Origin of the sequence: Asticcacaulis sp., assembly GCF_047605585.1 — a bacterium.
GTDB lineage: Bacteria > Pseudomonadota > Alphaproteobacteria > Caulobacterales > Caulobacteraceae > Asticcacaulis.
Genome location: NZ_JASGFK010000011.1, coordinates 47155 through 72393, shown reverse-complemented (window position 1 = coordinate 72393; position 25239 = coordinate 47155). Strand labels below are relative to the sequence as shown.

14 protein-coding genes and 1 tRNA gene are annotated in these 25239 nt (G+C 59.1%); 3 read left to right on the top strand and 12 right to left on the bottom strand.

Annotated elements, in window-relative coordinates; all coding sequences use genetic code 11:
- Positions 1-14: 14 nt before the first annotated feature.
- A complete protein-coding gene (locus tag QM647_RS18085) occupies positions 15-3182 on the bottom strand; it encodes an efflux RND transporter permease subunit (protein WP_414996953.1) in 3168 nt (1055 codons plus the stop codon).
- An 11-nt stretch (positions 3183-3193) separates the two neighbouring features.
- Positions 3194-4363: an efflux RND transporter periplasmic adaptor subunit gene (locus QM647_RS18080; protein ID WP_414996952.1), complete on the bottom strand. Its 1170-nt coding sequence runs from the start codon at positions 4361-4363 to the stop codon at positions 3194-3196.
- A gap of 121 nt (positions 4364-4484) precedes the next feature.
- Here QM647_RS18080 and QM647_RS18075 point away from each other — a divergent pair, with 121 nt between their 5' ends.
- Positions 4485-5096, top strand: coding sequence for a TetR/AcrR family transcriptional regulator (locus QM647_RS18075; RefSeq protein ID WP_414996951.1), 612 nt, complete (start codon positions 4485-4487; stop codon positions 5094-5096).
- Between the two features lie 69 nt (positions 5097-5165).
- Positions 5166-5242, top strand: a tRNA-Arg gene (locus tag QM647_RS18070).
- A gap of 72 nt (positions 5243-5314) precedes the next feature.
- On the opposite strand, the gene QM647_RS18065 is transcribed toward QM647_RS18070, so the two are convergent.
- The 5 genes from QM647_RS18065 to QM647_RS18045 all read right to left on the bottom strand — a co-directional run bounded on the left by QM647_RS18065 (position 5315) and on the right by QM647_RS18045 (position 14759).
- On the bottom strand, positions 5315-7597 hold the full coding sequence (locus QM647_RS18065) for a glycoside hydrolase family 3 N-terminal domain-containing protein (protein WP_414996950.1): 2283 nt from the start codon (positions 7595-7597) through the stop codon (positions 5315-5317).
- A 5-nt stretch (positions 7598-7602) separates the two neighbouring features.
- Positions 7603-8325, bottom strand: a complete 723-nt coding sequence (locus QM647_RS18060) for a prolyl oligopeptidase family serine peptidase (protein WP_414996949.1) — start codon at positions 8323-8325, stop codon at positions 7603-7605.
- A 55-nt stretch (positions 8326-8380) separates the two neighbouring features.
- Positions 8381-9892: a glucoamylase family protein gene (locus QM647_RS18055; RefSeq protein WP_414996948.1), complete on the bottom strand. Its 1512-nt coding sequence runs from the start codon at positions 9890-9892 to the stop codon at positions 8381-8383.
- A gap of 96 nt (positions 9893-9988) precedes the next feature.
- Positions 9989-11515 (bottom strand): tryptophan halogenase family protein, encoded by a 1527-nt coding sequence (locus QM647_RS18050; protein ID WP_414996947.1) that lies wholly within the window; start codon positions 11513-11515, stop codon positions 9989-9991.
- A gap of 202 nt (positions 11516-11717) precedes the next feature.
- Positions 11718-14759: a TonB-dependent receptor gene (locus QM647_RS18045; RefSeq protein ID WP_414996946.1), complete on the bottom strand. Its 3042-nt coding sequence runs from the start codon at positions 14757-14759 to the stop codon at positions 11718-11720.
- A 504-nt stretch (positions 14760-15263) separates the two neighbouring features.
- Here QM647_RS18045 and QM647_RS18040 point away from each other — a divergent pair.
- Positions 15264-16271, top strand: a complete 1008-nt coding sequence (locus QM647_RS18040; RefSeq protein WP_414996945.1) for a LacI family DNA-binding transcriptional regulator — start codon at positions 15264-15266, stop codon at positions 16269-16271.
- A gap of 77 nt (positions 16272-16348) precedes the next feature.
- On the opposite strand, the gene QM647_RS18035 is transcribed toward QM647_RS18040, so the two are convergent.
- The 5 genes from QM647_RS18035 to QM647_RS18015 all read right to left on the bottom strand — a co-directional run bounded on the left by QM647_RS18035 (position 16349) and on the right by QM647_RS18015 (position 25110).
- On the bottom strand, positions 16349-17374 hold the full coding sequence (locus QM647_RS18035; RefSeq protein ID WP_414996944.1) for a cupin-like domain-containing protein: 1026 nt from the start codon (positions 17372-17374) through the stop codon (positions 16349-16351).
- A gap of 1 nt (position 17375) precedes the next feature.
- On the bottom strand, positions 17376-19277 hold the full coding sequence (locus QM647_RS18030; RefSeq protein WP_414996943.1) for an NPCBM/NEW2 domain-containing protein: 1902 nt from the start codon (positions 19275-19277) through the stop codon (positions 17376-17378).
- Between the two features lie 15 nt (positions 19278-19292).
- The gene (locus tag QM647_RS18025) at positions 19293-20114 is read right to left on the bottom strand and encodes a spherulation-specific family 4 protein (protein WP_414996942.1); all 822 of its coding nucleotides are present in this window, start codon (positions 20112-20114) and stop codon (positions 19293-19295) included.
- The gene (locus QM647_RS18020; RefSeq protein ID WP_414996941.1) at positions 20111-21601 is read right to left on the bottom strand and encodes a tryptophan halogenase family protein; all 1491 of its coding nucleotides are present in this window, start codon (positions 21599-21601) and stop codon (positions 20111-20113) included. The genes QM647_RS18025 and QM647_RS18020 overlap by 4 nt, the downstream gene beginning before the upstream one ends.
- Positions 21602-21720: 119 nt before the next feature.
- Complete coding sequence (locus tag QM647_RS18015) at positions 21721-25110, bottom strand: TonB-dependent receptor plug domain-containing protein (RefSeq protein WP_414996940.1); 3390 nt, start codon at positions 25108-25110, stop codon at positions 21721-21723.
- Positions 25111-25239 lie beyond the last annotated feature (129 nt).

Here is a 25239-nt window from a genome sequence, read left to right as displayed (position 1 = left end):
ATCTTTCTCCTTGCTCAGTGATCCGCTCGACCGGCTTCTATCTCGTCGTCTTCGCGTATCCGCTGCAATTTCCTCATATGCTTTTCATCAGCCTTGAAGAGCTTCTGCACCAGCACGAAGAACAACGGCACGAAGAAGATCGCCAGGAAGGTGGCCGACAGGATACCGCCGATCAGGCCGGTGCCGATGGCATGCTGCGCGCCGGAGCCCGCGCCATTGGAAATCGCCAGGGGCAGAATGCCGAAGGTAAAGGCCAGGGAGGTCATGATGATCGGCCGCAGGCGGATTCGGACGGCCTCAAGCGTTGCCTCTATCAGGGACTTGCCCTGCTCGTGCAGCGCCTTGGCAAACTCGACGATCAGGATCGCATTCTTGGCTGACAGACCTATGGTGGTCAGCAGGCCAACCTGGAAGTAGATATCATTGTTGAGTCCACGCAGGCTCATAGCCAGCAGGGCGCCAAGCACACCCAGCGGAATGACAAGGATTACCGAAATCGGGATCGACCAGCTTTCATACAAGGCAGCGAGCAGCAGGAAGACGACCAGAATCGAGATCGCATAGAGGGCCGGCGCCTGATTGCCAGATTCGCGTTCCTGCAGTGACATGCCGGTCCATTCGTAACCAATGCCCGCCGGCAATTGCTTGACCAGTTTTTCCATCTCCGCCATGGCCACACCAGAGCTTTTACCGGCCGCGGGCGAACCATCGATTTCAACCGCCGACTGTCCGTTATAGCGCGTCAGACTCGGCGCACCAAAGCTCCATTTCGAGGTAGCGATCGAAGACAGGGGCACCATCTGGCTATTGCTGTTCCGCACGAACCAGCGGTTCAGGTCCTCGGTTTGCATGCGGAAAGGCGCATCGGACTGGACATAGACCTTCTTGACCCGGCCACGATCAACAAAATCATTGACGTAGGCGCCACCCCAGGCCGTCGACAGCACACTGTTGATGTCCGAAAGGGTGAGATCCATGGCGCCAGCCTTTGCCTGGTCAATGCTGACATCGAGCTGGGCCGTATCTTCCTGGCCATTCGGCCGCACGGAGGTCAGAACCTTGGATTGCGACGCCAGGCCGAGGAGCTGGTTACGCGCCGCGATCAGCTGATCGTGACCAACCCCGCCCTGATCTTCCAGCATCATAGTGAAACCGGAAGACGTGCCCAGCGACGTAATCGCCGGAGGAACAATGGCAAATATCGATGCATTCGGATAGGACATGAAGTGCATGGTGCCCCGCATGCCAACCGCCGCTGCCTTGTCCTTTGCCGCATGACGCTCATTGAAATCCTTCAGACGCACAAAGGCCATAGCCATATTCTGCCCGGTGCCACCGAAGCTGAACCCCGTGACCGCGAAGACGGATTCGACTGCAGGGTCCTTCTGGAAATAGGCCTGCACGTCACTTACAACCTTTTGCGTGCGTTCCTGACTGGCGCCTGCTGGAAGCTGAATCAATGTGAATACAACCCCCTGATCCTCCTCGGGCAGGAACGAGGTCGGCAGGCGCACAAACAGCACGGCAACCGCGGCAATGATGACCACAAAGCCAAGCATCCAGCGCACGGGTTTGACGAGGATGTTGCCAACAATGCCGCGATAACGGTCGCTTGCCGCATCGAAACGATGGTTGAACCAACCTGCGAGACCTTTCTGGCTGTGCCCCTCACCTTTTTTAACCGGCTTCAACAAGGTAGCGCACAAGGCGGGCGTCAGAATGAGCGCCACAACAACAGAGAGGCTCATGGCCGAAACCAGGGTCAACGAGAACTGACGATAGATCATGCCCTGTGTGCCACTGAAGAAGGCCATGGGAACGAACACGGCGGACAGAACCAGGGCGATACCGATAAGGGCGCCTGTGATCTCTTCCATAGACTTGCGCGTGGCGGCCCGCGGGCTCAGCCCCTCCTCTGACATGATACGTTCGACGTTTTCAACCACCACGATGGCATCATCGACCAGAAGACCGATGGCCAGCACAAGACCGAAGAGTGTCAGAGTGTTGATAGAGTAGCCGAAGACCGCCAGAATGCCGAATGTACCGAGCAGAACCACCGGCACGGCAATGGTCGGGATAAGCGTGGCGCGCCAGTTCTGCAGGAAGATGTACATCACCACGAAAACCAGGACGACCGCTTCGATCAGGGTCTTGACCACTTCCTCGATCGACAGGCTGATGAATGGCGTCGAGTCATAAGGCACGACATAGTGATAGCCGGCCGGGAAAGACTTCTGCAGTTCATTCATGCGCGCCTTGACGGCCTGGGCAGTGCTGAGTGCATTGCCGCCCGGCGTCAGCTTGACAGCAATCCCGGAAGAGGGATGCCCGTTATATGTCGCATTGGCCTGGTAGCTTTCAGCGCCAAGTTCAACCCGCGCAATATCGCTGAGATAGACCTTTGCGCCATTGCTCTGGTTCTTGACGATAATGTTGCGGAATTGATCCGCTGAAGTCAGGCGCGACTGAGCGGTGATCGTCGCATTGATCATATTGCCCTTTACGGCGGGCAAGCCACCCAGCTCGCCGGCGGAAACCTGCGTATTCTGGGCCTCAATGGCCGTGACCACATCCGAGGGCATCAGGCTGTAACTGGCCAGCTTCTGCGGATCGAGCCAGATACGCATGGCGTATTGCGCACCGAAAAGCTGGACGTCACCCACTCCGTCCACGCGGCTGAGCTGGTCCTTGATGCTTGAGCCAATATAATCGGAAATATCATCCTGCGTGGCCTTTCCGTCATCCGCGTAAACGCCAACCACCATCAGAAAGCTGGAAGTCGACTTGACCACGGATACGCCCTGGCTTTGCACCGATTGCGGCAGCAAGGCAGTCACGGTCTGCAGCTTGTTCTGCACCTGGACCTGCGCGATATCCGCGTCCGTGCCGGACTTGAAGGTCAGGGTGATCGTCGCCGCCCCGCTGGAGGTCGAGGTGGCGCTCATATACATCAGGCCATCGAGCCCCTTCATGCTCTGTTCGATGACCTGGGTCACGCTGTCTTCTACCGTCTTGGCAGAAGCACCGGGATAGCTGGCCGATATCGACACCTGCGGCAGGGCGATATCCGGATACTGTTCGACAGGCAGGCGTGTGATGGACAGAACACCGGCGAACATGATGACGATGGCGACAACCCATGCAAAGATGGGACGGTCGATAAAGAAACGCGACAACATTGTTCGACTTCCTATTCAGCGCTGTTGACGACAGTGGCCTTGACCTGGCCGCCGGCGCTGATCTTTTGCAGCCCCTGCACGACCACTTTGTCACCGGCATTCAGACCGCTGAGCACCAGCCATTTCTGACCGACCGCCTGACCGAGCGTGATTGAGCGTGTCGCCACCTTGTTGTCGGCGCCCACGACATAAACGCTGGCATTGCCCTTGGCATCGCGCTGCACGCCCGCCTGATCGACCAGGATACCGTTCTGCGCCACGCCGGTGGCCAGCCGGGCACGAACGTAGAGGCCCGGCATCAGTGTGCCATCCGGATTGTCGAATACGGCGCGCAGCGTCACCGTCCCTGTGCCTTCATCTACCGTGATATCGGAGAACTGCAGGCGCCCCTTGAGGGGATAAACCGAGCCGTTTTCAAGCACAAGCTCCACATCCGCGCTGTCCGATGCGCCCACCTTGCCGCCCTGAATAGCCTGCTTCATGGCCAGGACATCAGCTGCCGAGCGGTTGATGTCGACATAGATCTTGTCGGTCTGCTGTATCGTTGTCAGGGCATCGGTCTGGCTGGCGGTGACCAGTGCGCCCGGTGTGAAGGCCGACTTGCCGATACGGCCCGAAATCGGCGCGCGTACCGTGGTGTAGCCCACATTGATGCGGGCGGAATCGACGGAAGCCTGTGACGACTGCACGGTTGCCTGGGCCTGCTGGAGCGTGGCCTGGGCGTCATCATTATCCTGCTTGGAAACGGCGTTGATAGCGACCAGCTCCTTGTAACGGTCTGCTTTGAGCTTCGCCGTCGTCAGGGCCGCCTTGGCATTTGCCAGGCTGGCCTCCGCGCTATTAAGCGCCGCCTGATAGGTAGCCGGATCGATCTGGTAAAGCGGTTGCCCCACCGTGACCAGGCTGCCTTCGGTGAACAGGCGTGATTTGATCAGCCCGGCGACCTGCGGCCTAACATCCGACACCAGCACCGAACTGGTGCGCCCCGAAAGCTCGGTAGTCAATTGCACGGCCTGCGCCTGAACAACCTCGACACCGACCTGCTGGGCTTGTTGTGGCATACCCCCTGACTTACCACTGCAGGCGGTCAGGGCCAGAAAAGCGGCAACGCCGAAAGCGGCCGCGCCGCGAGAACTGAAAATGGCCTGAACGGGGCGAAATGTGGTGTTTCGGAGAATCATGTTTGCAGGCTCGCAATAATTGAGAATGAACGTTCACTTATTTTATTTCCAATGACCAACATGGTGTGCTAAGTCAAGTGAAGAAGTCTTAAATAAATTAGAAAAACAGGATTAGAGGCCTATGGCCGAGACCGAAAAACGAAAACGACTATCCAGGGATGAGCGGCAATCCAGCATTCTGGACGCGGCCATCAGGTGCGCCATCCGATCCGGATTTCGCGGTGCCAGCATGGACGATATTGCCCGTGAAGCCGCCATTAGTGTCGGCGTTATCTATCGCCATTTTTCCAGCAAGGAAGCGATCATCGAAGCCATTGTGGCGCGCGGCGTGGCCGAACTTCAGATGAAGATTGCAGAGATCGGCAATATGTCATCGGATGCGCTGAGGGCAGGCATGCTCAACGATATCCACAACTTCATCGAACGCCAGCACACCCGGGAGCATAGCGCGTTACGTCTGGAAATCTATGCCGAAGCGGCGCGCAATCCGCGCGTCGAAAGCATTCTGCGCGCCTATACCGAAGCCGAACGGGATATCGGCCGGCAATTGTTCAGCCGCATCCTGCCTAAAATTGCCCCTCCTGAAGAGCTGACAGCGCGTGCGGACATGCTGCGGATCATCGCCGACGGTCTTCTGGTCAACGGCCTGTATGCCGGCGACAATGACCAGGCCCTTGCGAAGGTTCTGCAATCCGTCATGTCCTGCCTGCTGGCCGCCCGGACCGAGCAATGAAGTGTCATGTGAAAAAAAATTTCAATGACTTCTCATTGGCAACGGGGTTGTGTAAGAGGCTCGCTGCGTGGCCCCTTAGCTCAGCCGGATAGAGCAAGGCTTTCCTAAAGCAGAGGTCGGGGGTTCGAGTCCCTCAGGGGTCGCCACTTATCCAGGGCATATCATGTGAGGGCGGAAATCCGGTTGCACACGTGCCTTCAGACATAGCTCCCTTGCTATCAGGCGATGAGCATAAAGCTTGCAACTGTGCCCGAGGTTGAAGACGGCGCAATCCAGACATCGAACTGTCCGGCTTCGGCCGAAGGTTTAAGGTTCGGATGGACGAAGGCCAGATCGGCGGGCGTCAGGGTGAATTCGACCGCAATGCTTTCTCCTGGCGCCAGATCGAGATGACGGAACCCCTTCAGCGCACGGATCGGCTGGGTCATCGAGGCCACCTTGTCATGGATATAGAGCTGCGCCACCTCATGCAGGGCGCGCTCGCCGGTATTGGTGACCGTTGCCGTCACCTTGATGGCTCCGGTCATCGCCAGGGTAGGCGCACTGACGCTCGTCGGCCCATAGGACACGCTCGAATAGCTCAGGCCATGGCCAAAGGGGTACAGCGCGTCATTGGTGACTTCGCGATAGCGCGCCTTGAAGCTCTTGTCCTCACTGATCTGCGGGCGGCCGGTGATGCGATGATTGTAGTAGAAGGGCTCCTGCCCCGAAGCCTGCGGGAAGCTGACCGGCAGGCGCCCTTGCGGGGCGTAGTCGCCGAAGACGATATCGGCAATGGCATTGCCTTCTTCGGAACCCAGGAACCAGGTGGCCAGGATCGCCGGCGCCTCCTTTACCGCCCCGGTCAGAGCCAGGGCGCGGCCGTGCTTGAGAATGACCACCACCGGTTTACCGGAGTCTTTAACAGCGGCGGCTACGGCTTCGGCCAGTTCCAGCTGCGGTTCCGGAACGGAGATATCGACGCGCGACTGCGCTTCCCCCGACATGTTTCCGGTTTCGCCGAGCGCCAGCACCACGATATCCGCCGCCTTCGCCGCCTTCACCGCCGCGGCGATGCCGCCCTCGATCGGCGTTTCGGCCTCCGAGCCCTTGACCACGGTCAGGGCATCGCCCAGCACAGCGCGGAAGCCCGCCTCCCAGGTGACGCAGGTGTCCACGTCCGGGAAAACGGCCCACGGGCCGGGGCAGTTTTCCTTGTCATTACCAAAGGGGCCGATCAGGGCAATTTTCTTGCCCGATTTCGGCAAGGGTAACAGATTTCCTTCGTTCTTCAGCAGCACGCACGACTTGCGCCCGGCCTCGCGGGCCAAGGCGATGGTTTCGGGCCGGCGGACATCCGTCTGTTCGCGTTTGAGATCGAGCGAACGATAGGGATTGTCGAACAGACCCAGCGCCTTTTTCACATAGAGCACCCGGCGCACCGCCTCATCGAGCACGGCCAGCTTGACCTTGCCTGAGCGCACCAGCTCCGGCAGGTATTTCATGTAGAGGCCCGACTGCATGCCCATATCGCAGCCGGCATTGATCGCCTTGGCGGTGGCATCGGCGCCATCGGCGGCGAAACCGTGCAGGATCAGTTCTTCTTCCGAGGTGTAGTCGGAAACGACCAGCCCCTTGAAGCCCCACTCCCCTCGCAGGATATCGGTCAGCAGGTAATGATTGCCGGTCGAGGGCACACCGGCGATATCGTTGAACGATGACATGGTGGTCAGGGCGCCAGCGTCGAAGGCCGCCTTGAACGGCGGCAGATGGACTTCGCGCAGCGTGGTTTCGGGGATATCGGCGGTGTTGTACTCCATCCCGCCCTGCACGGCGCCATAGGCCGCGAAATGCTTCGGACAGGCCACGACCGAGGTCTCGTCCTTCAGGCTGTCGCCCTGGAAGCCCTTGACCCGCGCCACGGCCAGCTGGATGCCAAGATAAGTATCCTCGCCCGATCCTTCGGAAACACGGCCCCAGCGCTGGTCGCGCGCCACATCGACCATGGGCGCGAAGGTCCAGTGCAGGCCTTTGGCCGTCGCTTCCAGGGCGGCGGCCCGCGCCGTGCGCCGGGCCAGGTCGGTATCCCAGCTCGCGGATTCGCCCAGCGGAATCGGGAAGGTCGTCTTGACGCCGTGGATGATGTCGCCGGCGAAAACCAGCGGGATCTTGTGCGGCGACTGCTCGACGGCCACCTGCTGAAGTTCGCGGCCGCCGGCCACGCCGATCCCGTTGAACAGGCCGGTGATCCGGCCGGCGGCAATGTCGGCCTTGACCTTTTCCTTGCCTTGCGCCTGCTCCGAGGTCGGGTTGATCGGCGGGCCATCGAAGCGTGTGGTGTCACTGTAGATGGAGAGCTGACCGGCCTTTTCCTCGATGCTCATGCGCTGGATGAGGCTTTCGATGAAGGGGTCGGCGGCTGGAGTGACCTTGGCCAGACCAGGCGCCGCCACCGGCATCAGGGCGGCCGTGGCGGCAGCGCCCTGGAGGAAAAACCGGCGAGAGGGGGTAAAAGCGGCCATAAGCGTTACTCCTTTTTATGATCCAGGAACCAGGCGTAGAGGTCCGGATTAGCGTAGGTGGCATCCCAGGCATTGTGATTGCCGCCAGGATAGATGGTGTATTTGACGTCGATGCCGCAGGCTTTGGCGGCGCTGACAAGCGCTTCCTCATCACGGATCGGCACCACGTCGTCGATCTCGCCATGGAAGGCCCAGATGTGGTTGCCAGTCAGCATGCAAGGGGTTTTCAGGTTCGAATAGCCAGAGACTGGCGCGATGGCGGCGAAGCGTCGCGGCTGCACCATGCCCCAATCCCAGGCACCACCACCGCCCAGGGAAAGGCCGGTGAGATAGATACGTTTGCGATCAATCGGGAGGCGCGCCTCTACGTCATCCAGCCATTCCCTGAGCTTTTGGGGGTCCCATTCCTCATCGCGCCATTGCTGCGGCGCCAGGATGATAAAGGGGAAGTCGGCATGATCGCGGGCATAGGCCCAGGGCCCCGGTCCCATGACGCGGGTGACATCGCTGCCGGCCTCACCCGAGCCATGCAGGAAGATCAATACGGGCGCCTTGCCCCCCTGATAACCGGCCGGCACATACTGCATATATTGCACGGTCGAGCCGTCCCTGAGCACGACCTTTTCGGCGGAAGCGCCCTTGGCCAGCCTGTCGGGGTGGATCGTGGCGCAACCTGTCAGTGCCGAGGTCAGGGCCAGGGTTGCCAGGGCGAAAGCAAGACTCTTCATCGCCTAACACGGCTCGCAAGCCGCCTCCTCTTATATCCGAAATGCCGATGAATCGTCATGCGGTGAGCCATTTGCCGGTGGACGCCACGGCTTCGAACCCAGCGTGGCTGAAGGCGCGTCTGGCAATATCACCCGTTACGGAACTGCGATTGAACAGGTCCCAGACCAGGCCGGAACGGTAGTTCTCCATCATGCACAGGATCGGGCCCTGATCTATGCCCAGGCAGTCCTTGGCCACCCAGCCGGCGCGGCGCGTATGCCGGCCGGTCGGGGTTTCATAGCTGGCCGGAAAGGTGGGATTGAAGGCATCCGCGAAACCGTAATCGCCATAAATATCGGCGCCGTATTTTTCATGCAGGCTGCGGATCAGCGGGATTGAGATTTCCGGTGCAAAGGCGATCGAGGTAATGCCGGCCGTCGGCGCGATCGTACCGTCGTCGAAGGATTCATTGTCGCCGGTCTGTGGGCCGCGCGCACCATATTCATGAAATTGCACGGTCCGCTGGCCGACCGTCAGTTCGATATCGGCAGGCCCCAGACACGCGGTCAGGCCCCAGGCATCGGGCCCATACCCCTTGAACCCGCCGGGATTTTTTATGGCGTAGTTACGCTGGGCATAGGTGGCGCGACGTGAGTTGATGAAATAATCGATGCCCTTGCCGCGCATGTACACATCGGCAATGCCACGGAAATCGAACCAGATGTGAGAGTACTGATGTCCGAACATCGGAGAGAAGCCGAGATAGGTTTCTCCGAAATTGGTGCCCCATGTGCCATCGATCGTCGCCATCCAGGCGGCCCAGTTGCCGGCCGGATGCGTCGGCGATCCGAGGGCCAGCAGATTGACCATCATGCCTTCGTTATAGCGATCCCAATTGCGGTTTATCAGCCCACGTTCGTCATGGTCCGGCAAGCCCGTCTCCGGGTGCCAGCCCATGCTGATCAAACCGTTTTCGCGCGCAAAGAAGGTCCAGTCTGCCCGTTCATAAAGGGCTATGCCCAGCTTGCGGATCTCGGCTTCATCCGGCGTGTCGCCATCGAAAAAGGCAGCGGCGGTCAGGGCGCCCAGGAACAGTATGGTACTGTCGACAGTGGACAGGTCGCAATGCTCATAGCGAAGTCCGCTGTCCATGTGGAGGAAATGATAAAAGAACCCCTTATGGCCGCCGGCCGCCACCGGATCGGGCCCCTGGGGGATGTTCCACAGTGTTTTCAAGGTCAGGAGGGTACGCGCCGCGGCGGTCTTGCGTGTGACATAGCCGCTCTTCACGCCGATACAGTAAGCTGTCAGGGCAAAGCCAATAGCCGCTATGGAGGCAAAAAACTGCCCCGGCGAAGCGTCCGGCACCAGGCCGTTGGTCACCCTGGCCATCTCCCAGAACCAGCGGAATGTCCGATGGTGCAGATCGGCCAGCAAGGGGTCGAACCGGCGATCTGCCGTGCGGGAAGCGGAGGTCTTAAGCGGGCCCGCCAGTGCGCCTGACTGCACGCCCGTGGCCATGAAAGCCCCCAGGGTCGTGCTGCCGAGCAAGAAGTGGCGACGAGAGAAGCGAGGCGATGAAGTCATGGGAAACGCTTCCTCGGAAGGCTGTGGGATGTAAGGCAGAGCCTTACGTGATGAATGGATCGGTTCACACCATGCATGGGTTGTTTTGCCTGAGCGTTAAACGGAAACGGCCGCGCAATGCCGGGCAATGAAGTCCTCATGCCGGGGCATCAGCGCCACATTCGACGACACCACCTTTTCCACGTGGCTGACGAGCGACAGCATGTCCTCGTCCTTGACCCAGTCCACGGCCGGATGATAGCTGCGCGGCCGTATTCCCTGCCCCAGCATCACCTGCACCCAACTGGTCAGGCCAAAGAGTTCGGTGCCTTCGCGGAAAAACTGACCATCGGCGGCGAACAGGTCCATGTAACCTTGCAGGGACGACGGGATGCTCATGGTCCGCACATAATTCCAGAATTCGGAATCGTCCCGCTCCGTGGCGTGATAGTGCAGGATGATGAAGTCCCGGATCCGCTCGTACTCAAACTGCATTTGTGCATTGTAAGTATTCTGCAGCACCGGCTCGAAATCGGTGTGCGGGAAGAGGCTCATAAACCGCGATATGCCTGCTTGTATAAGGAAAATGGCGGTCGATTCCAGAGGTTCGATGAAGCCGCCTGCCAGGCCGATCGCAACCACGTTCTTATCCCAGAGTTTGCGCCGTTTGCCGGTCCTGAAGCGTATGGGTTTCGGATCTGCGAGCGCCCGGCCATCCAGAGACCCAAGCAACATATCCGTCGCATCGGAGTCGCTGATGAACTGGCTGCTGTAGACATAGCCATTGCCGGTGCGGTGCTGGAGGGGGATGCGCCATTGCCACCCCGCCGAGCGCGCCGTGGAGCGCGTATAGGGCGTCGGCGCCTCCACCTTTTCGCACGGTACGGCCAGGGCGCGATCACAGGGTAGCCAGTGTGTCCAGTCCTCGAAACCGGCCTGCAGCGTATCCTCGATCAGGAGGGCGCGGAAGCCGGTGCAGTCGATAAACAGGTCGGCCGAAATTTGCGCGCCGCTTTCAAGCGTCACGCTCTCCACAAAACCGGTCTCGCCGTTCTGGTTAACCGCGATGACCTTGCCTTCGGTGCGCTGAACACCCAGGGCTTCTGCATGCTTACGCAGAAAACGGGCGTAGAGCACGGCGTCGAAATGATAGGCGTAGGCGATTTCAGCCAGAGGCGAATTCGCCGGTGCGTCGCGCGGCGGCGCCATGAACTTGCCCAAGGGCGCGGCCACCGTATTAAGGGAATAGTGCGCAATATCCTTGGCCTTACCGGCGGCGCGCGCCTTCAGCCAGTATTGGTGGAAGGGCATCAGGCCGAGATCGCGGCCGATTGTGCCGAAACCGTGGACATAGGAATCGCCGATCTTGCCCCAGTCATTGAACTGGATACCGAGCTTGAAAGTGCCTTGCGTCTGACGGACGAATTCCGCCTCATCGATATTGATCAGGCGGTTGAAGGCCGAAATGTGCGGCACCGTCGCTTCGCCGACTCCGATCAGACCGATTTCTTCCGATTCAACGAGCTGAACCTGGATATTTTTGCCGAATGACTTGGAGATGGCCGCCGCACTCATCCATCCCGCCGTTCCGCCGCCGATGACCGCAATCGTTTTTATGGGACGTTTGGCTTGCTGTCGTGTCATCGGGAATCCAGCGAAGAAAGAGAAAAGAGTAACATAGCTGCCCCTCAGGCTAACCTTAAGAGCTTTACGGCTGATGACGATTGAGAATAGGTGCCCCGCCAGTAAAGCAGGGCGAATGCGTTTGCGGGCAAGGAACCCGGATCATGTGGCGTAGTCCGGTTCCGGCATTTGCCTGAAGGTAAACACCGGAACCGGTTGCCGACTAGAACTTCGCGCCGGTCGACAGCTTGACCGTGAAGGGAGACCCCACAATGGGGCCGTCCTTGGTGTAAACCGGGGCTGCACCGTAGCTCGGGAAGTAGACCGAGTTCGGATCGTAGTTGACCCAGTTGAAGACGTTCAGGACGTCTACCCGCACATAGCCATCAGCGCCGCTGGGCAGCTTGAAGTTCTTCGATATCTGCAGGTCTATGTCCTTGTAACCCAGGGTGTCCTTGGGTCGCTCGCTGATAATCGTCTGCACGCTACCGCCATAGCTGTTACAGACGGAAACACCGGATTCCTGACAGCCATAAATCTGCATGGCTGAAGTCGGGGTGGACAGGGTCATCTTGGCCGCCATCGACATACCCCAGGGCAGGTCACGGGTGTAAGTCATGACCAGACGATGTTTCGAAACCGCCGTGGAATCCAGCATCGGGTAATCGCTGATATTCGGGTAGTCGAACAGGTACTGATTGTAACCGACCGAATACGGGTTGATGCCGGCGACATTGTTCTGCTTGGCGTCCGAATAGGTATAGGAGACGGTCATGCTCCAGCCGGATTCCTTGGTGTAAGGCTTTTGCGCCGCCAGGCTGAACTGGAGATTTTCATCCCTGCCACCGTTATCCCACAGGATAAGTCCGCCAACGCCAGGCACGCCCTGAGCGCCCCACTGGCTACCATTCTGGAAGTAGGAGCCATCCGAGTAACGGTTGCCCAGACGACCGATGATCGTGTCGTAGCTCTTGATGTACGACAGGGTGGCCTGCGTGTTCCATTCGCCAAGGGTGTTACGAATCCCCAGGCTGAACTGATCAGAATAAGGCGTCTTGAGGTTATTGTTGAGCAGGTCCACTTCATGTGAAGAGGCATCGGTTTCCAGAGTCGCCAGTCCCTCGGGAGTCAGGTAGATAGGGTCCCAGGCGTAGCAGTGGTTGGCCGGATTGACATCGGCTGCCGTGAAGCAGGGACCGAAGGCATCCTGGTTCGTCGCAGAGGGGAAGTAAATCTGCGGGTTGTTGTTCAGGGCCACCTTTGTGGTTTCAAGGGCCAGGGTTCTGAACACATTGCGGTTATAGGAACGGCCATACCCGCCGAAGAGAACGCGACGTCCATCGCCGGTCAGGTCATAGGAAAAGCCCAGACGCGGTGCAAAATTGTTCGGCGCCTTCCGGTTGGAGCCCGTGCTGATATAGTTGTCCAGATTGATGCCGGGCGATCCGGGTTCGTCGGAAATCTGCAGAGCCAGGACCTGCTTGTAGGTCAGGGAGGTGCCGGGGAACAGGCTGTTGATCCCGGTCACAACGTCATCCGGCGTGACATAGTTCAGATAGGCCGGCACCTCTTCGCGATCCCAGCGCAGGCCGAGATTGAGTTCCAGACGATCATTGATCTGCCAGTCGTCCTGGATATAGGCGCTGAACTGCTTGTCGGTCGTGCTGACGCTGGTATCGGTATAGCCGGGCACGATGTTCGGATACTGAACCAGATAGGGCGTATCCGCAACGCCATCCGCCGTGACCGCATAGTAATAGGTCGCATTGGACTTATCGGAACTGCCGTCCTGCGTGAACAGGTCGATAGTGCCATAGCTGAAGCCCAGCTTGATGGTATGGTTTCCGGCTGCCTCGATATTGGAGAAGGTCAGGTTATCCGCGAGGGTAAAGCCCTTCTGCGAACTCACCGCACCAACGCCCGAACCCGGACCACCGACATTAATCAAAGCAATGGCGCCAGCGGTAGGGTTAGAGGTGTCAGCGTTCGGATAATAGGTGTAATCGAATTGCGGGGCTGCCGTCGTTGTCGAGGTAGAGGCCAGTGTATCCTGATAGGACAGACGCAGCTCATTTACCCAGGTATCGTTGCTGTGCTGCCAGCGGATATCAGACCGTTTGACGTTATTGGTATAGGGTGCCTCGGTCGATTTTGCGCTCTGACCACTGCCCCCCGTATACATATCTTCCAGGCGATAGTTGAAGCTGGCCTCAATCCGATCGTTCGGAGTGGGCTCAAAGTCGAGCTTGCCGAAGTAAAGATCTTCAGTGAACGGATTGGTCACAGGACCATACTGGCTCGACACATCGGCCGGCAGCAATGCCTGAGCTTCCGATAGTGAGACACCGGCGCCGGGATACACGTCGCCCTGGTTGGACAGATCCTTGTGTTCCCAGGTGACGAAGAAGTGCATCCGGTCCTTGATGATCGGGCCGCTGAAGGCCAGACCGTATTCCTGATTGGGCGCGCGTCCCTTTTTGCTGTCGGATGCCTTTTCAGAGGGCGTCTCGGCGCGCAAATTCTCGTTGGTATAGGTACCGAAAATCTCGCCGTGGAACTTGTTCCCACCGGATTTGGTCTGGGCGATGATGATCGCACTGGCGGCATCGCCATATTCGGCGCTGTAGTTGGAGGTGACGACCTTATATTCACCGATGGCGAGCTGGGGGAAAGGGTTACCTGCATCACCGTCGCCGTTGACACCCGCACTGCCGGCAAAGCCAGAACCGCCCTGGACAAAGTCCTTTTGGGAGACACCATCGATATAGACGTTGACCGCAGAGCTCAGCTGGGCGCCGCCGCGCAGCGAGGTCTTGTGATCGTTTACGGTAAATTGCACGCCGGGAACCGTATCGGCGAATTCCATGAAGTTACGCGTGGTCTGCGGCAGGGCCTGGATATCGTGCAGGCTGACAAGCTGGTTGACCTGAGATGAGCGCATTTCAACACTCGGACGACGGCCGGTAACCGTGATCGTGGTGGTGCCGGGTTCGGCCGCTTTTCCATTGCCAAAATCATAAACGGCCACCGAGGCCACCGCGACAGAAACGTCAGCGGCTTCATTGTCGCCCGCCGTAACGTGGTAGGTGCCTGACGGCAGGCCGGCGATGACATAGGTGCCATCGGCGCTGGCCTTGGCCTGGCGCACCGCACCCGTATTTGCATCCGTGGCAATAACGGTCACACCTGCCGGCGCGGTGCCGCGCAAGGTGGATCCGGATGTTTGCGCCCAACCCATTGACGGCACGCTTAATGCGGCCGCCATGGCGAGTACCGCCAACGAACTGCCTAATTTAACCAGGCTAGACGCCTTATTTTTGCTGGTTTGTTTCATCTGGTTCCACTTCCTGCGGGGCTGTGTTTTTAACCTCGCACCTTCATATGAAGTGCGAAGCGCTGCGGCTTATTGGCTCTTGTCGGACCCTTCCCGAGACATGAATCGCATATGTCAGGATGGCCGCATTGTGTCGGAAAGTATCAGTATTCATTACGAACGCAACGCTCATTTGCGTATTTTGCACTGCAACTTTGCACTATGTGGTAATTTTGAGACATTTTGAAATGCGGTGGCAATTGAAATTTTGCCAGGGCCAACCACCTGAAATAGTTGATGAATTTTTATAAGCCATTCTTTTTTAACAGATTATTTTACCTCCACCGCCGCCGACATATTCGTGAAGCCCCGAACAGCTTGCACTTGACGTTAGTGCAAAATTTGCATAACTTGCATGTAATTTGCGGATAGTCCCCGCGCAAGGTATTAGACCGTATGCAAAAAGAAGCCACGCGCCCCGTGACGCTACAGCAGATCGCCCTTCAGGCAGGCGTTTCCGTCTCCACGGTGTCCCGGGCTCTGGCCCGCCACCCCGCGATCAGTGAGGAGACGCGTGAACTCGTCCTGAAACTGGCGAAGGAAAGCAATTACGACCTCAAGCGGCGGCAAGGTATCGACCAGTCCCAGATTACGGTAGTCATGGCGGTTCCGGCGATCAGCACGCAGATGGCGGAACCGTTCCAGCTGCGCCTGCTCGGGGGCATAGGCAGCGCCATGCGTGAACGCCATATCGATTTTTCAATCTCGCATCGCGTGCCCAAGAATGGAGACTCCTTGGCCGAACTGATGTCGGCTCACCCGACGGGCGGCTTCATCTTCCTTGGGCAGAGCCAATATCATGACGCCCTGAACAAGTTCAGCAAGCAGGGCAGAGCCCTTGCCGTGTGGGGGGCGCACCTTGAGGATCAGACCTATTGCTCGATTGGCACGGATAATTTTTTCGGCGGGCAGAGGGCGACAAACCACCTGCTGCGGCTGGGGCGGCGGCGCATCGCCTTCATAGGTGCCTGTGATGTGGTTGAAATCGAACAGCGTCTGGCCGGTTACCGGGCCGCCCTGTCGAATCACGGCGTTGAACTCGATACGTCCCTGGTACAGCATTCAAAGCTGGTCTTCGATTCGGGCTTCGAGGCCGTAAACGACCTGATGGACCGCGGCGTGAAATTCGATGGCATCGTCTCAGCATCGGACATGGTGGCGATTGGCGCGATGCGGGCCCTGTCGACACATGGAATGAGTGTGCCCAACGATGTTTCCATCGTCGGCTATGATGACATTGATGTGGCCAGTTTTTCGAGCCCTGCCCTCACCACCATTCGCCAGGACGTGCTGAAAGCCGGCCACCTGCTTGTAACCAAGGTCATGCGACAGCTTTCAGGACACAATGCGCCATCTGAAAGGTTGCAGACAGAGCTCATTGTGCGCGGCTCCTGCGGAGGCTGAAGCACGAAGTCAGCGATCGGAAACGGGTTCAGAAAGGGAATTGATTTAAGGGCGTCGGTTACGGAAGCGCACACGGGCTATCGGGATTTTGTCCTCTGGATATGCTGCATCAGTCCGCGAACAACGGTTTCCAAAGCACCGGAATGCTGCGACTGTGGCAGATGACACAGGGCGCCGAGATCTTCAGGCGCCAGGTGCGCCCCCGGGTCACCATTCACCTCAAAAACAAAATGATCGAACATCCCCTTCCAGACCGCGCGCTGGCGATCCGGCATATCACGCACCATCAGCATGGCCAGCAGCATCGCCCCGTAAGGCGCCTGCAAATGAGCGGGCGCTTCGTTCCACCAGTAATTCACCAGGACGTTCAAGGCTGACTGGCTTCGGACATGATGCCACCAGCCATAGGGAATATAGATCGCATCACCCGGTTCCAGCTCGGCGATCAGGCCCGACTTCAGGGCTTCCTGCAGTTTGGGAAAGCGGTCGAAATCAGGCGCCTCGATATCCGCCAGACTGACCGGCGAACCGGCCAGGGTATTCTCGAACGGCCCGACATATAGGTTGGGCAACTGATCCGGCGGGAACAGAGTAAAGCGCCGACGGCCGGCAACCACCACAGCGATATTATCCGACAGGTCGTAATGCGTCTGGACCCGCACGGCGTTACCGATCCACAGACGCGGCCGCACGGTGGCGGGCAGCAGCGGATTGACGGTCTCGGCAGCCAGTCCCGGCAAGGCGGCATCGAGCGGCGTGGACTGGATATAGAGCGATGGCGGCTGCACCTCTGCCGCCAGGGTCAACAGCTGATCGAGCATCGCGCCCAGGGTGATCTGGCCTTTACGGAAATTACGCGTGCGCAGGGTTTCGCCATAGAAGAAGGCGCCCCTGACCTCCGGTGGGGCGGAGAGGCAGTCCATCGCCACGCCGGTATCGAAACCGCGCAGGCAATCGGCCAGGTCACGGTCGGATCGCCGCGCCGCCCGCACCAGCGGCCAGTCCGCGCCTAGCCCCTTGAGCACCACCGGCACATTCCGCGGCACAATATCGCCGCGGAATGTCTCCGGCGTGACGCCCGTGAGGCTTTCGCAGGGCTGCATCCTATTTCAGCAGCCGGGCGGCGCCCCAGGTGACGACGACCGGACGTTCGTCGGCGGTGCTGTCATGGGTTGCCAGCAGTTCGATGACCTTATGTCCGGACAGATCGGCGGTGATCTCGCGCGGGGCATCGCCAAATTTCAGCGGCGGTGTCCTGGCCAGCAGCTTGCCATCGCCATAGACGGCGAAGGTGACGGCGCGATCGCGCAGCGGCGTTGAAGCGTCCACCCCGACGAGGGCGCGGAAACTGCGATACCCGGCCTCATTCTTCACCTGCAGCAGGGAATTGCCGAGCACACCGATGCCGCTGTCGAAACTCTGGCCGCCGATCTGCAAAGTCTGGCCATAGGGCGTGGTGTCAGCCTGGGCACCGCCCCAGCCGGCATATTGCGGCCGCGATCCGGACGAGCGCGTGCCGGCCCACGGATCAATCATGCGATGGATGCTCGGATCGGCTTCCGGTGTTTTCACGCCATCATCGACCACATTGATCGCACCGGGGATTTCCGACAGGTAGACGCCCTCAGCCAGTTCACGCGCGCCCTGCACTGAGAAAACCCGCGTCTCATGCGGCGCCAGATCAAACCCCGTCTCGCCGGTGAAGGTGCTGGCGGTCTTCGACCACAGATCGGTCAGGGTGATGGCTGCGTCTCCTTTCAGCTTGAGATGGCTGGCCAGCAGCGACACCTTGACCGGCGAGGCCGTGCGATTGAATAGAGCCACCACCTTGTGACCATCAGCCATTGTCTTGACCAGTATCTGCGCGTCATCGGAATCGTAGGCGATTATGGCTTGATTACCCGCCGGGTCCTGGTCGACGGCGATGAGATCGGCATTACCCCAGATATCCAGCAGGGATTGCGGGGCCTTACGCAGGTCATAGCTGATCAGCAGGGGCGAGCTCATCATGGCCCACAGGGTAAAATGCGTACGCGCTTCGGTCAGATGGTCAGTATCGAAATCGCCGGCGCCGATATAGAGGATATCCGGGTCGTTCCAGTGGCCCGGCCCAGCATATAGCGCACGCTTGGCAGCACTGTCATAGTTGTGCAGCATGCTCGTCCAGTTCGGCGTAATGTCGCTGGAGGTGCGCCACGAACTGCCGACATCCTTGCCCCACTCGCGGACATTGGCCATGCCCCAGTTGCAGATGGAGAACACATAGTCGTTGTCCGGATTGGCCTGCTTTAGCGCGGCGGCCACCTCGGCATAACGCGCCTCCACGCGGGCGCTGTCGGTGCGATTAATCGAGGCGCGTTCGATCTCGGGTTCCAGGCCGATATAGCCATTGTCCTTCACCAGCTGCGAGCCCGGCGCGAAATCAGCCAGCCCGCAGGCATCGACCTTGATATAGTCGAAACCCCAGTCGCTGAAATAGAGGTTGATATCCTGCGAGACGTGTCCCGCCAGGCCGACCTGACGTTCTTCGGCCGTGCCTTCGGGCAGGTTGGGGGAATGCAGGTCAAAGGCCTGCGAACAGGCATTATGGCCGACATCGGTATAGAGACCGGCCTTCAGTCCCATACCGTGCAGGCGATCGGTGAACCCGCGGAAACTGGTCGTGCCGTCCGGTGTTGCCGCCGATGGAAAGATGCGGGTGCGGATGATCATGCGGCCATCGGACTGACGGCGCTTCTGCCACCAGCCGTCATCAAGGTTGACGTAGATATAGCCCTTTTTCGCCAGCCCCTCATCGACCAGGGCCTGCGCGGCGCCCATCACCTTGTCCTCGTCCACCTCTGTGCGGAAAGCATTCCAGCTGTTCCAGCCCATGGGCGGGGTTTTGGCGGCGCCGGCGGATGGGGCAAGCCACACGCCCTTTGCCATTGGCTGAGCAAAGACTGCTACCGGCGAAACCAGGGCCACCATGACGCTGGCGAGCAGAAGTTGGGTCTTGAGTTTCATGATGGATGTCCCTGTTTATTTGTTTCCGGTTAGGGCCTTGACCTCGGCCTTCCAGTAGGCCGGCAGGTCGCCATAGGTATCGAAACCCGCCTGCCAGTCACCGCTGACATCTATCACATAGAGATAGTCAGGCGCATAGACGTCGGAGGCGCGCAGCACGATATCAAGCTGGTCCGGCGGGATATTGTTTAGGATATGCCAAACCCTGACGTCTCTGGACTTGGCGAGCTCGGTCGCCGCCTTGATCTGCTTGTAATCATTGACGTAATGTTGGCCGTCATTCTCGAACAGCACGATCATCTCGTCCGATGCGCTGGCATTGACCGCGCAGGTGTCCGGCATGCCGACATTGAAGATGATCTGCCCGCCCGGTCGGTATTTCGCCACCAGCGCCCGCAGTTTTTCATATTCGGCGGCAAACAGGGCGCAGTCATAATCCGCCGGCGCGGTCTCATCGAAGAAGATGCCCTGAAGGGCCGGCATCTTATCGAAATAGGTCTTTACCTGACCTTCGATGCGCGCCCAGGTCTGGCATTTGCCGTCGATATTGCAGTCATGCCGGAAATAGCCGGTGGGCACATAGCCATAGAGGCTTAAATCATGGCTCTTCGCCCGGCGGAACACGGGCTTGTAGATATCGAGATCATCGACGGGAGTATCGATCGAGTCCTTCGCCAATATGCCGCTGCTCGGATTGATCAGCGCGATCGTATGGTCGGGGATGCGTTCGAAATTCTCGACGCGCTGCCCCCAGTAGCTGACAACGGCGAGACCGGGCTTGGCCATCGCCATGACAGGCAGGCTCCAGATCAGGAGCAACAGAAGATATTTTCTCATTGGCTCTTCACTCGCTCTATGTACTGGTCGTGCGACGGCAGGGCTGAGGCACGCTGACCGATCATCCGCCGCAGCTGACTCATCCGGTTCAGGAATGCATCGCGTGGCATGGCGTCGGCCAGGGGATGCCAGGACCTGGGTCTTATCCCCTGCCCCATCAGGACGGAAAACCAGCTCGAATCCTTGAAGAGGTCGTGCGGAAATTCCAGCAGAAGGCCATCGCTCTCGAACACGTCCAGCCGCATCTTCAGGCTTTGCGGAATGTCCATGTCACGACACCGCCGCCAGAAAGGCGCATCGTCGCGCTCCGTCAGCTTGTAATGGGCGATCAGGAAATCGCGGATGCGCTCATATTCGGCATTCATGTCGACATTAAACTTGGTACGAACGCCCGGATTAATGGCCCCCGCCGGGAACAGCGCCATCAGGCGCGCCAGGGCGCTCTGCACCAGATAGATGGATGTCGATTCCAGAGGTTCCAGAAAGCCGGAAGCCAGACCCAGAGCGACGACATTGCGCTCCCACATGCGCACACGGTGGCCAGTGGTGAACTTCAGCACCCGCGGGTCCGCCAGGGGCTTGCCGTCGAGCCGTTCGAGAAGGCGCGAAGAGGCCTGATCTTCCGACAAAAACTCATCGCAGAAGACATAGCCATTACCGGTGCGATGCTGAAGCGGGATACGCCACTGCCATCCGGCCTCGCGCGCCGTTGATCGGGTGTAGGGCTCAGCCGCCCCTTGCCTTTCGCACGGCACGGCGACAGCACGGTTGCAAGGCAGCCAGTGGGTCCAATCCTGAAAGTCCACACCGAGCGTACGGCCGATCAGGAGGGCCGCAAAGCCGGAGCAATCGATGAACAGGCCGCCTTCAATGGCCCGCCCATCGGCCAGTTCCAGCGCCAGGACATCGCCGGTATCGGGGTTCAATCGTACATCCTGTACCCTGCCCTCGACGCGTACGACGCCGCGCGTTTCACTGTAACGCCGCAGAAACGCCGCATAGAGACTGGCGTCGAAATGGAAGGCCTTGTTCAGCTTAAACTGCGGCAGGTCGGTCTGGGTGGGGCCACAGCGCCCGGAACGCACGGCCAGGGTTTCCATGTTGAACTGGCCGTAATCGCGCGCGCCTTCCTGGTTCGCCAGCCGCAACCAGTAGTGATGGAAGCCGATGCCTTCCATGTTGACGCCATAGGCGCCGAACGGATGCAGGTAGCTGTGCCCCGGCCTCAGCCAGTCGACAAACTCGATGCCGAGTTTGAAAGTGGCTTCCGTTTCGCGGATGAGATCTGCCTCATCTATGCCCAGGATCGAATTGAACAGGTTGATCATGGGAATGGTGGCTTCGCCGACACCGACCGTGCCGATCTCGGCAGATTCCACCAGCGTAATGTCGAGATGGCCGCCATAGACCTTCGCCAGGCAGGCCGCCGCCATCCAGCCGGCCGTACCGCCGCCCAGAATGACAACCTTCTGTTTGTGAAATGGCATGTTCACAGGCACGAACCTCATGAAATCAGAAAAGCGGCGCGCAGCCAATCCGGCTGCGCGCCTTAAGTCATCCCATGCCGTCAGGGAGGCGGGAAAGAGGCATGGGTGATGCTGTCAACTCAGTACTTGAAGCGGAGGCTTACCGCGATCCGACGATCGGCATTGAAGGTGCCTGCATACAGGAACAGGGGTTCCTGATCCGGATTGGCGTCGGTCGGTCCCTGCACTTCCTGATAGATTTTCGGCCGGGTGCCGAGCAGGTTGCTGCCCTGCAGGTCGATTTCGGTATGGGCATTAAGCGCATAACGCATCGAGGCATCCAGGAAACCTTCCGCCGCGTTCCACACCGGGAAGCCGATACAGCAGTCATTGACCGAATTGACGTATTTGGAACGCCAGTTATAGGCCAGACGGGCGCCGAACGGTCCCTTGTCGTAAAGCAGGATCAGGTTGTAGCTGTCGTCAGACAATTGTTCCAGACGGCCGGGATTGATCGTGCCATCTTCCACCGAGCCGGCCACCGTGGTGCCATCGGCCGTGTCGAGCGTCAGGTTGCTGTTCTTCACGCCCTCATTATGCAGGTGCGTGTAGTTCGCCTGCAGACCCAGCCCGTCGAAAGGCTTGGGCAGGAAGGTGAAGTAGCGCTGGAAGGCCAGTTCGAAGCCCTTGACGCTGGCGCCGTCGCCATTCACCGGGCCGGTCACGACAACATCGCGGGTGACGCCGTTATTGGTCATCGGAACGACGAAGGTGCCGTTCTGGATGTAATCGTAGAACTTCTTCGAGAAGATGTCGAAGCTGAATGATCCGACTTCGGCGAAGTAGCGCTCGACCGTCAGATCGAACTGGTCCGCCTGAATGGCCCTCAGACGCGCATTGCCTGTGCTGCCGGAATAACCATAGATGTAGCTGACCGGATTGCCGGAGCTATCCAGAACAATGCTGGAATTGCCCTGGGCGATCGCCGATTGCGGCACATAGCTGCGCTGCAGGGTCGTGTAGTTCTTGAGCAGGCCCATGTCCGGCATGGACATGGCACGCGAAGCAGCGATACGAACAATCCAGTTATCCGGCAGCGAGAACTTGAGGTTCAGGCTAGGCAGGGTGTAGGTGTGCTTGGTCTTGACGGTCGAGCTGGAGTAACCGCCATCGGAGAAGGCCTGGTCATCCAGCGAATTCACAGCCAGACAGCCAGGAGAGATAGCGTACTGCCCCGGGCTGAGCGCCGCGATCTGCTCCGCGCTGAGCGGCTGGCAGTTCAGTTCGTCGGCCGTGAACGGCGTGGCGAAATTGACGGCACCGATGCTGGTCAGGTTGGTCTGAACCACGCGTACGCCGATATTGCCCGACAAGGTGACGTCGCCGAATACAACTGCTTCCGGTCCGCCAAACTTAAACATGGCATAGACCGAATCCTGCTTCAGATTGACGTTCAGGATCTCACCCGGCTGGAAACAGCTGCCTTCCAGATTGCCGGACCGCATGCAGATCGGGTCCCAGGCCGAAGAGGCCGTGCCCCCGTTGGCTTCCTGGGCCGTCTTGCCGAAAGTGGCCTCCATCAGGTCGATATTCTTGAGATAATCCGGATTGATGGTGACGAATTCGGTCTGCCCGATCAGGCCCTTCAGCATACCATCGGTGCCGAAAGAGGTGGTCTGCCAATAGGTGCCGGGATAGCCCTGGAAGCGGATACTGCCATCCGAATTATAGGTGGTCGGCGCATCAAGGTGGTAGGAATCGGCCGGATTGGCTCCCCAGTTACTGGAGATCGATTGCCAGTTATAGGCCGACCACTGATTCAGCTGATCACGCTCGGAAATGCGCACGCCCGCCCGGAACTCGCTCAGCCACGGGCCATCGAAGTCATAGGCGCCATCGAGCTGGAAGGCATTCATGGTCGCCTTGGAATCCTCCAGGTGGTCCATGATCGATTCATTGAAATAGTTGCGATAGTCGGACAGAGGATCGTCGCCGACCACATTGTAACCCGAGGGCAACTCGAAGTTCAGCTTTGGCAGGTCACCTGTCAGATCGACGGCCAGGTTGGCATAGGTGCCATTGCGATAGGTAATATCGTAGTGGGTGTTGGTCGACAGAACGTGCTGGAGATCGAAGACGAGCTTGAGTCGGTCCGTCGGAGTCCAGACAAAATTCAGCGAGGTGTCCTCGACCGTGCGGGTTTCCGTGGAATAGCGTGTCGCCAGGTTGACCGAGGGACCGAGACGGCACGGCTGATTGGCGTGCGTCACATTCGAGTTGAGGCAGGGCTGATAGATGGGTTCATCAATGCCATACTGATCATAGGTGCCATATTGGTCGGTCGACCCCTCCAGATATTCGCCCGTGGACCAGTCCGCGATGCTGCCGTAACCCCAACCGCCGGCCGAGGCCGTAATCACGCCGGTCTGGAACATACCGTTGCTGTCGAAGGTAAACGGCGTTCCACCACCGGCCTCATTGATTCCGAGACCCGGCGCATCGGGCGGCGCGATCAGGGTGCCATCTGTCCAGACAGTCGACTGATTGGTCGTCGCCGGATCGACCCAGGCCCAATAGCTGAGAAGCTGGTCTTCGTTCCAGGTGTTTTCGTAGGAGGACTTGTTATATTGCAGGGTCGCCTTGAAATGGTTGTCGGTGCTGGCCCATTGACCGGCCAGCGAAATACCCTTGCGCGTACGGTCGTAGACCGTGTTGTTGTAGCTGATGCCGGAGGGGATGTAATTCACCTGGTCGCTGTAGACGCCGGCAGCAAAGGGCATCATCCGCGGCACGATCGCACCCTGGCTGGTGGTTTCGACCTTCGAATAGGCAAGATCACCCAGGAAGCCAAAATCACCCAGATCGGTGTGCCAGCGATTGGAGTACAGGACCGACCCCGATGGCGTCCATTTCTGGCTCAGATCGCCGTAATCACCTTCGATCGTGCCGGAGATCAGTTGTCCCTTCTGGTCAAACGGCAGGCGCGTACGCAGATTGACCGTACCGGCAATCCCGCCTTCCAGCATGTCTGCTGTCGCATTCTTGTACGTATCGACACCGGCCAGCATTTCCGGCGATATATCTTCCCAGCTCAGGCCGGACGCCGAGCCCGCACTGAAGATATCGCGACCGTTAAACTCCGACTTGACCTGCTGGAGACCGCGAATGATCACGCCGGTCGGCTCCGCCGGAAAGTGCATCACATCCCCGCCCGGCACGGAACGCAACACCGTTACGCCCGGCACCCGCTGCAGCGCCTCGGCCACCGACTTGTCGGGGAAGGCGCCAATGTCGGTTGCGGTAATGGAATCGACAACCGTATCAGCCGTCTTCTTGATATCCTGAGCGCTTTTCAGCGCCTTTCGCGAGCCGACAACAACCACGGTTTCGGCCTGATCTGCCGCGCCACTTTCCGCCGTCGCGTCCGTCTCCTGCTGTGCCGCCAAGGCATGACCGGCGCTCCCCAGCAGCCCGCAGAACAGCGCCACCGTCAAAGCGGCACGCGAGACCCCACTATTATCCCTTTTCATTGTCATTCTACCCGTAGCCTCCGTTTGTCCCACTGAATTACGCATCACTACAAACAGAATGCTACATTTGCTACAAATGTCAACGGAGTGTCACAACGCTGAAAGAATTGTACGATAATCGCCCCGATA

Coding starts and splice junctions, on each gene's coding strand:
- QM647_RS18085 (WP_414996953.1), bottom strand. CDS start 3,182: ATGTTGTCGCGTTTCTTTATCGACCGTCCCATCTTTGCATGGGTTGTC.
- QM647_RS18080 (WP_414996952.1), bottom strand. CDS start 4,363: ATGATTCTCCGAAACACCACATTTCGCCCCGTTCAGGCCATTTTCAGT.
- QM647_RS18075 (WP_414996951.1), top strand. CDS start 4,485: ATGGCCGAGACCGAAAAACGAAAACGACTATCCAGGGATGAGCGGCAA.
- QM647_RS18065 (WP_414996950.1), bottom strand. CDS start 7,597: ATGGCCGCTTTTACCCCCTCTCGCCGGTTTTTCCTCCAGGGCGCTGCC.
- QM647_RS18060 (WP_414996949.1), bottom strand. CDS start 8,325: ATGAAGAGTCTTGCTTTCGCCCTGGCAACCCTGGCCCTGACCTCGGCA.
- QM647_RS18055 (WP_414996948.1), bottom strand. CDS start 9,892: ATGACTTCATCGCCTCGCTTCTCTCGTCGCCACTTCTTGCTCGGCAGC.
- QM647_RS18050 (WP_414996947.1), bottom strand. CDS start 11,515: ATGACACGACAGCAAGCCAAACGTCCCATAAAAACGATTGCGGTCATC.
- QM647_RS18045 (WP_414996946.1), bottom strand. CDS start 14,759: ATGGCGGCCGCATTAAGCGTGCCGTCAATGGGTTGGGCGCAAACATCC.
- QM647_RS18040 (WP_414996945.1), top strand. CDS start 15,264: ATGCAAAAAGAAGCCACGCGCCCCGTGACGCTACAGCAGATCGCCCTT.
- QM647_RS18035 (WP_414996944.1), bottom strand. CDS start 17,374: ATGCAGCCCTGCGAAAGCCTCACGGGCGTCACGCCGGAGACATTCCGC.
- QM647_RS18030 (WP_414996943.1), bottom strand. CDS start 19,277: ATGAAACTCAAGACCCAACTTCTGCTCGCCAGCGTCATGGTGGCCCTG.
- QM647_RS18025 (WP_414996942.1), bottom strand. CDS start 20,114: ATGAGAAAATATCTTCTGTTGCTCCTGATCTGGAGCCTGCCTGTCATG.
- QM647_RS18020 (WP_414996941.1), bottom strand. CDS start 21,601: ATGCCATTTCACAAACAGAAGGTTGTCATTCTGGGCGGCGGTACGGCC.
- QM647_RS18015 (WP_414996940.1), bottom strand. CDS start 25,110: ATGAAAAGGGATAATAGTGGGGTCTCGCGTGCCGCTTTGACGGTGGCG.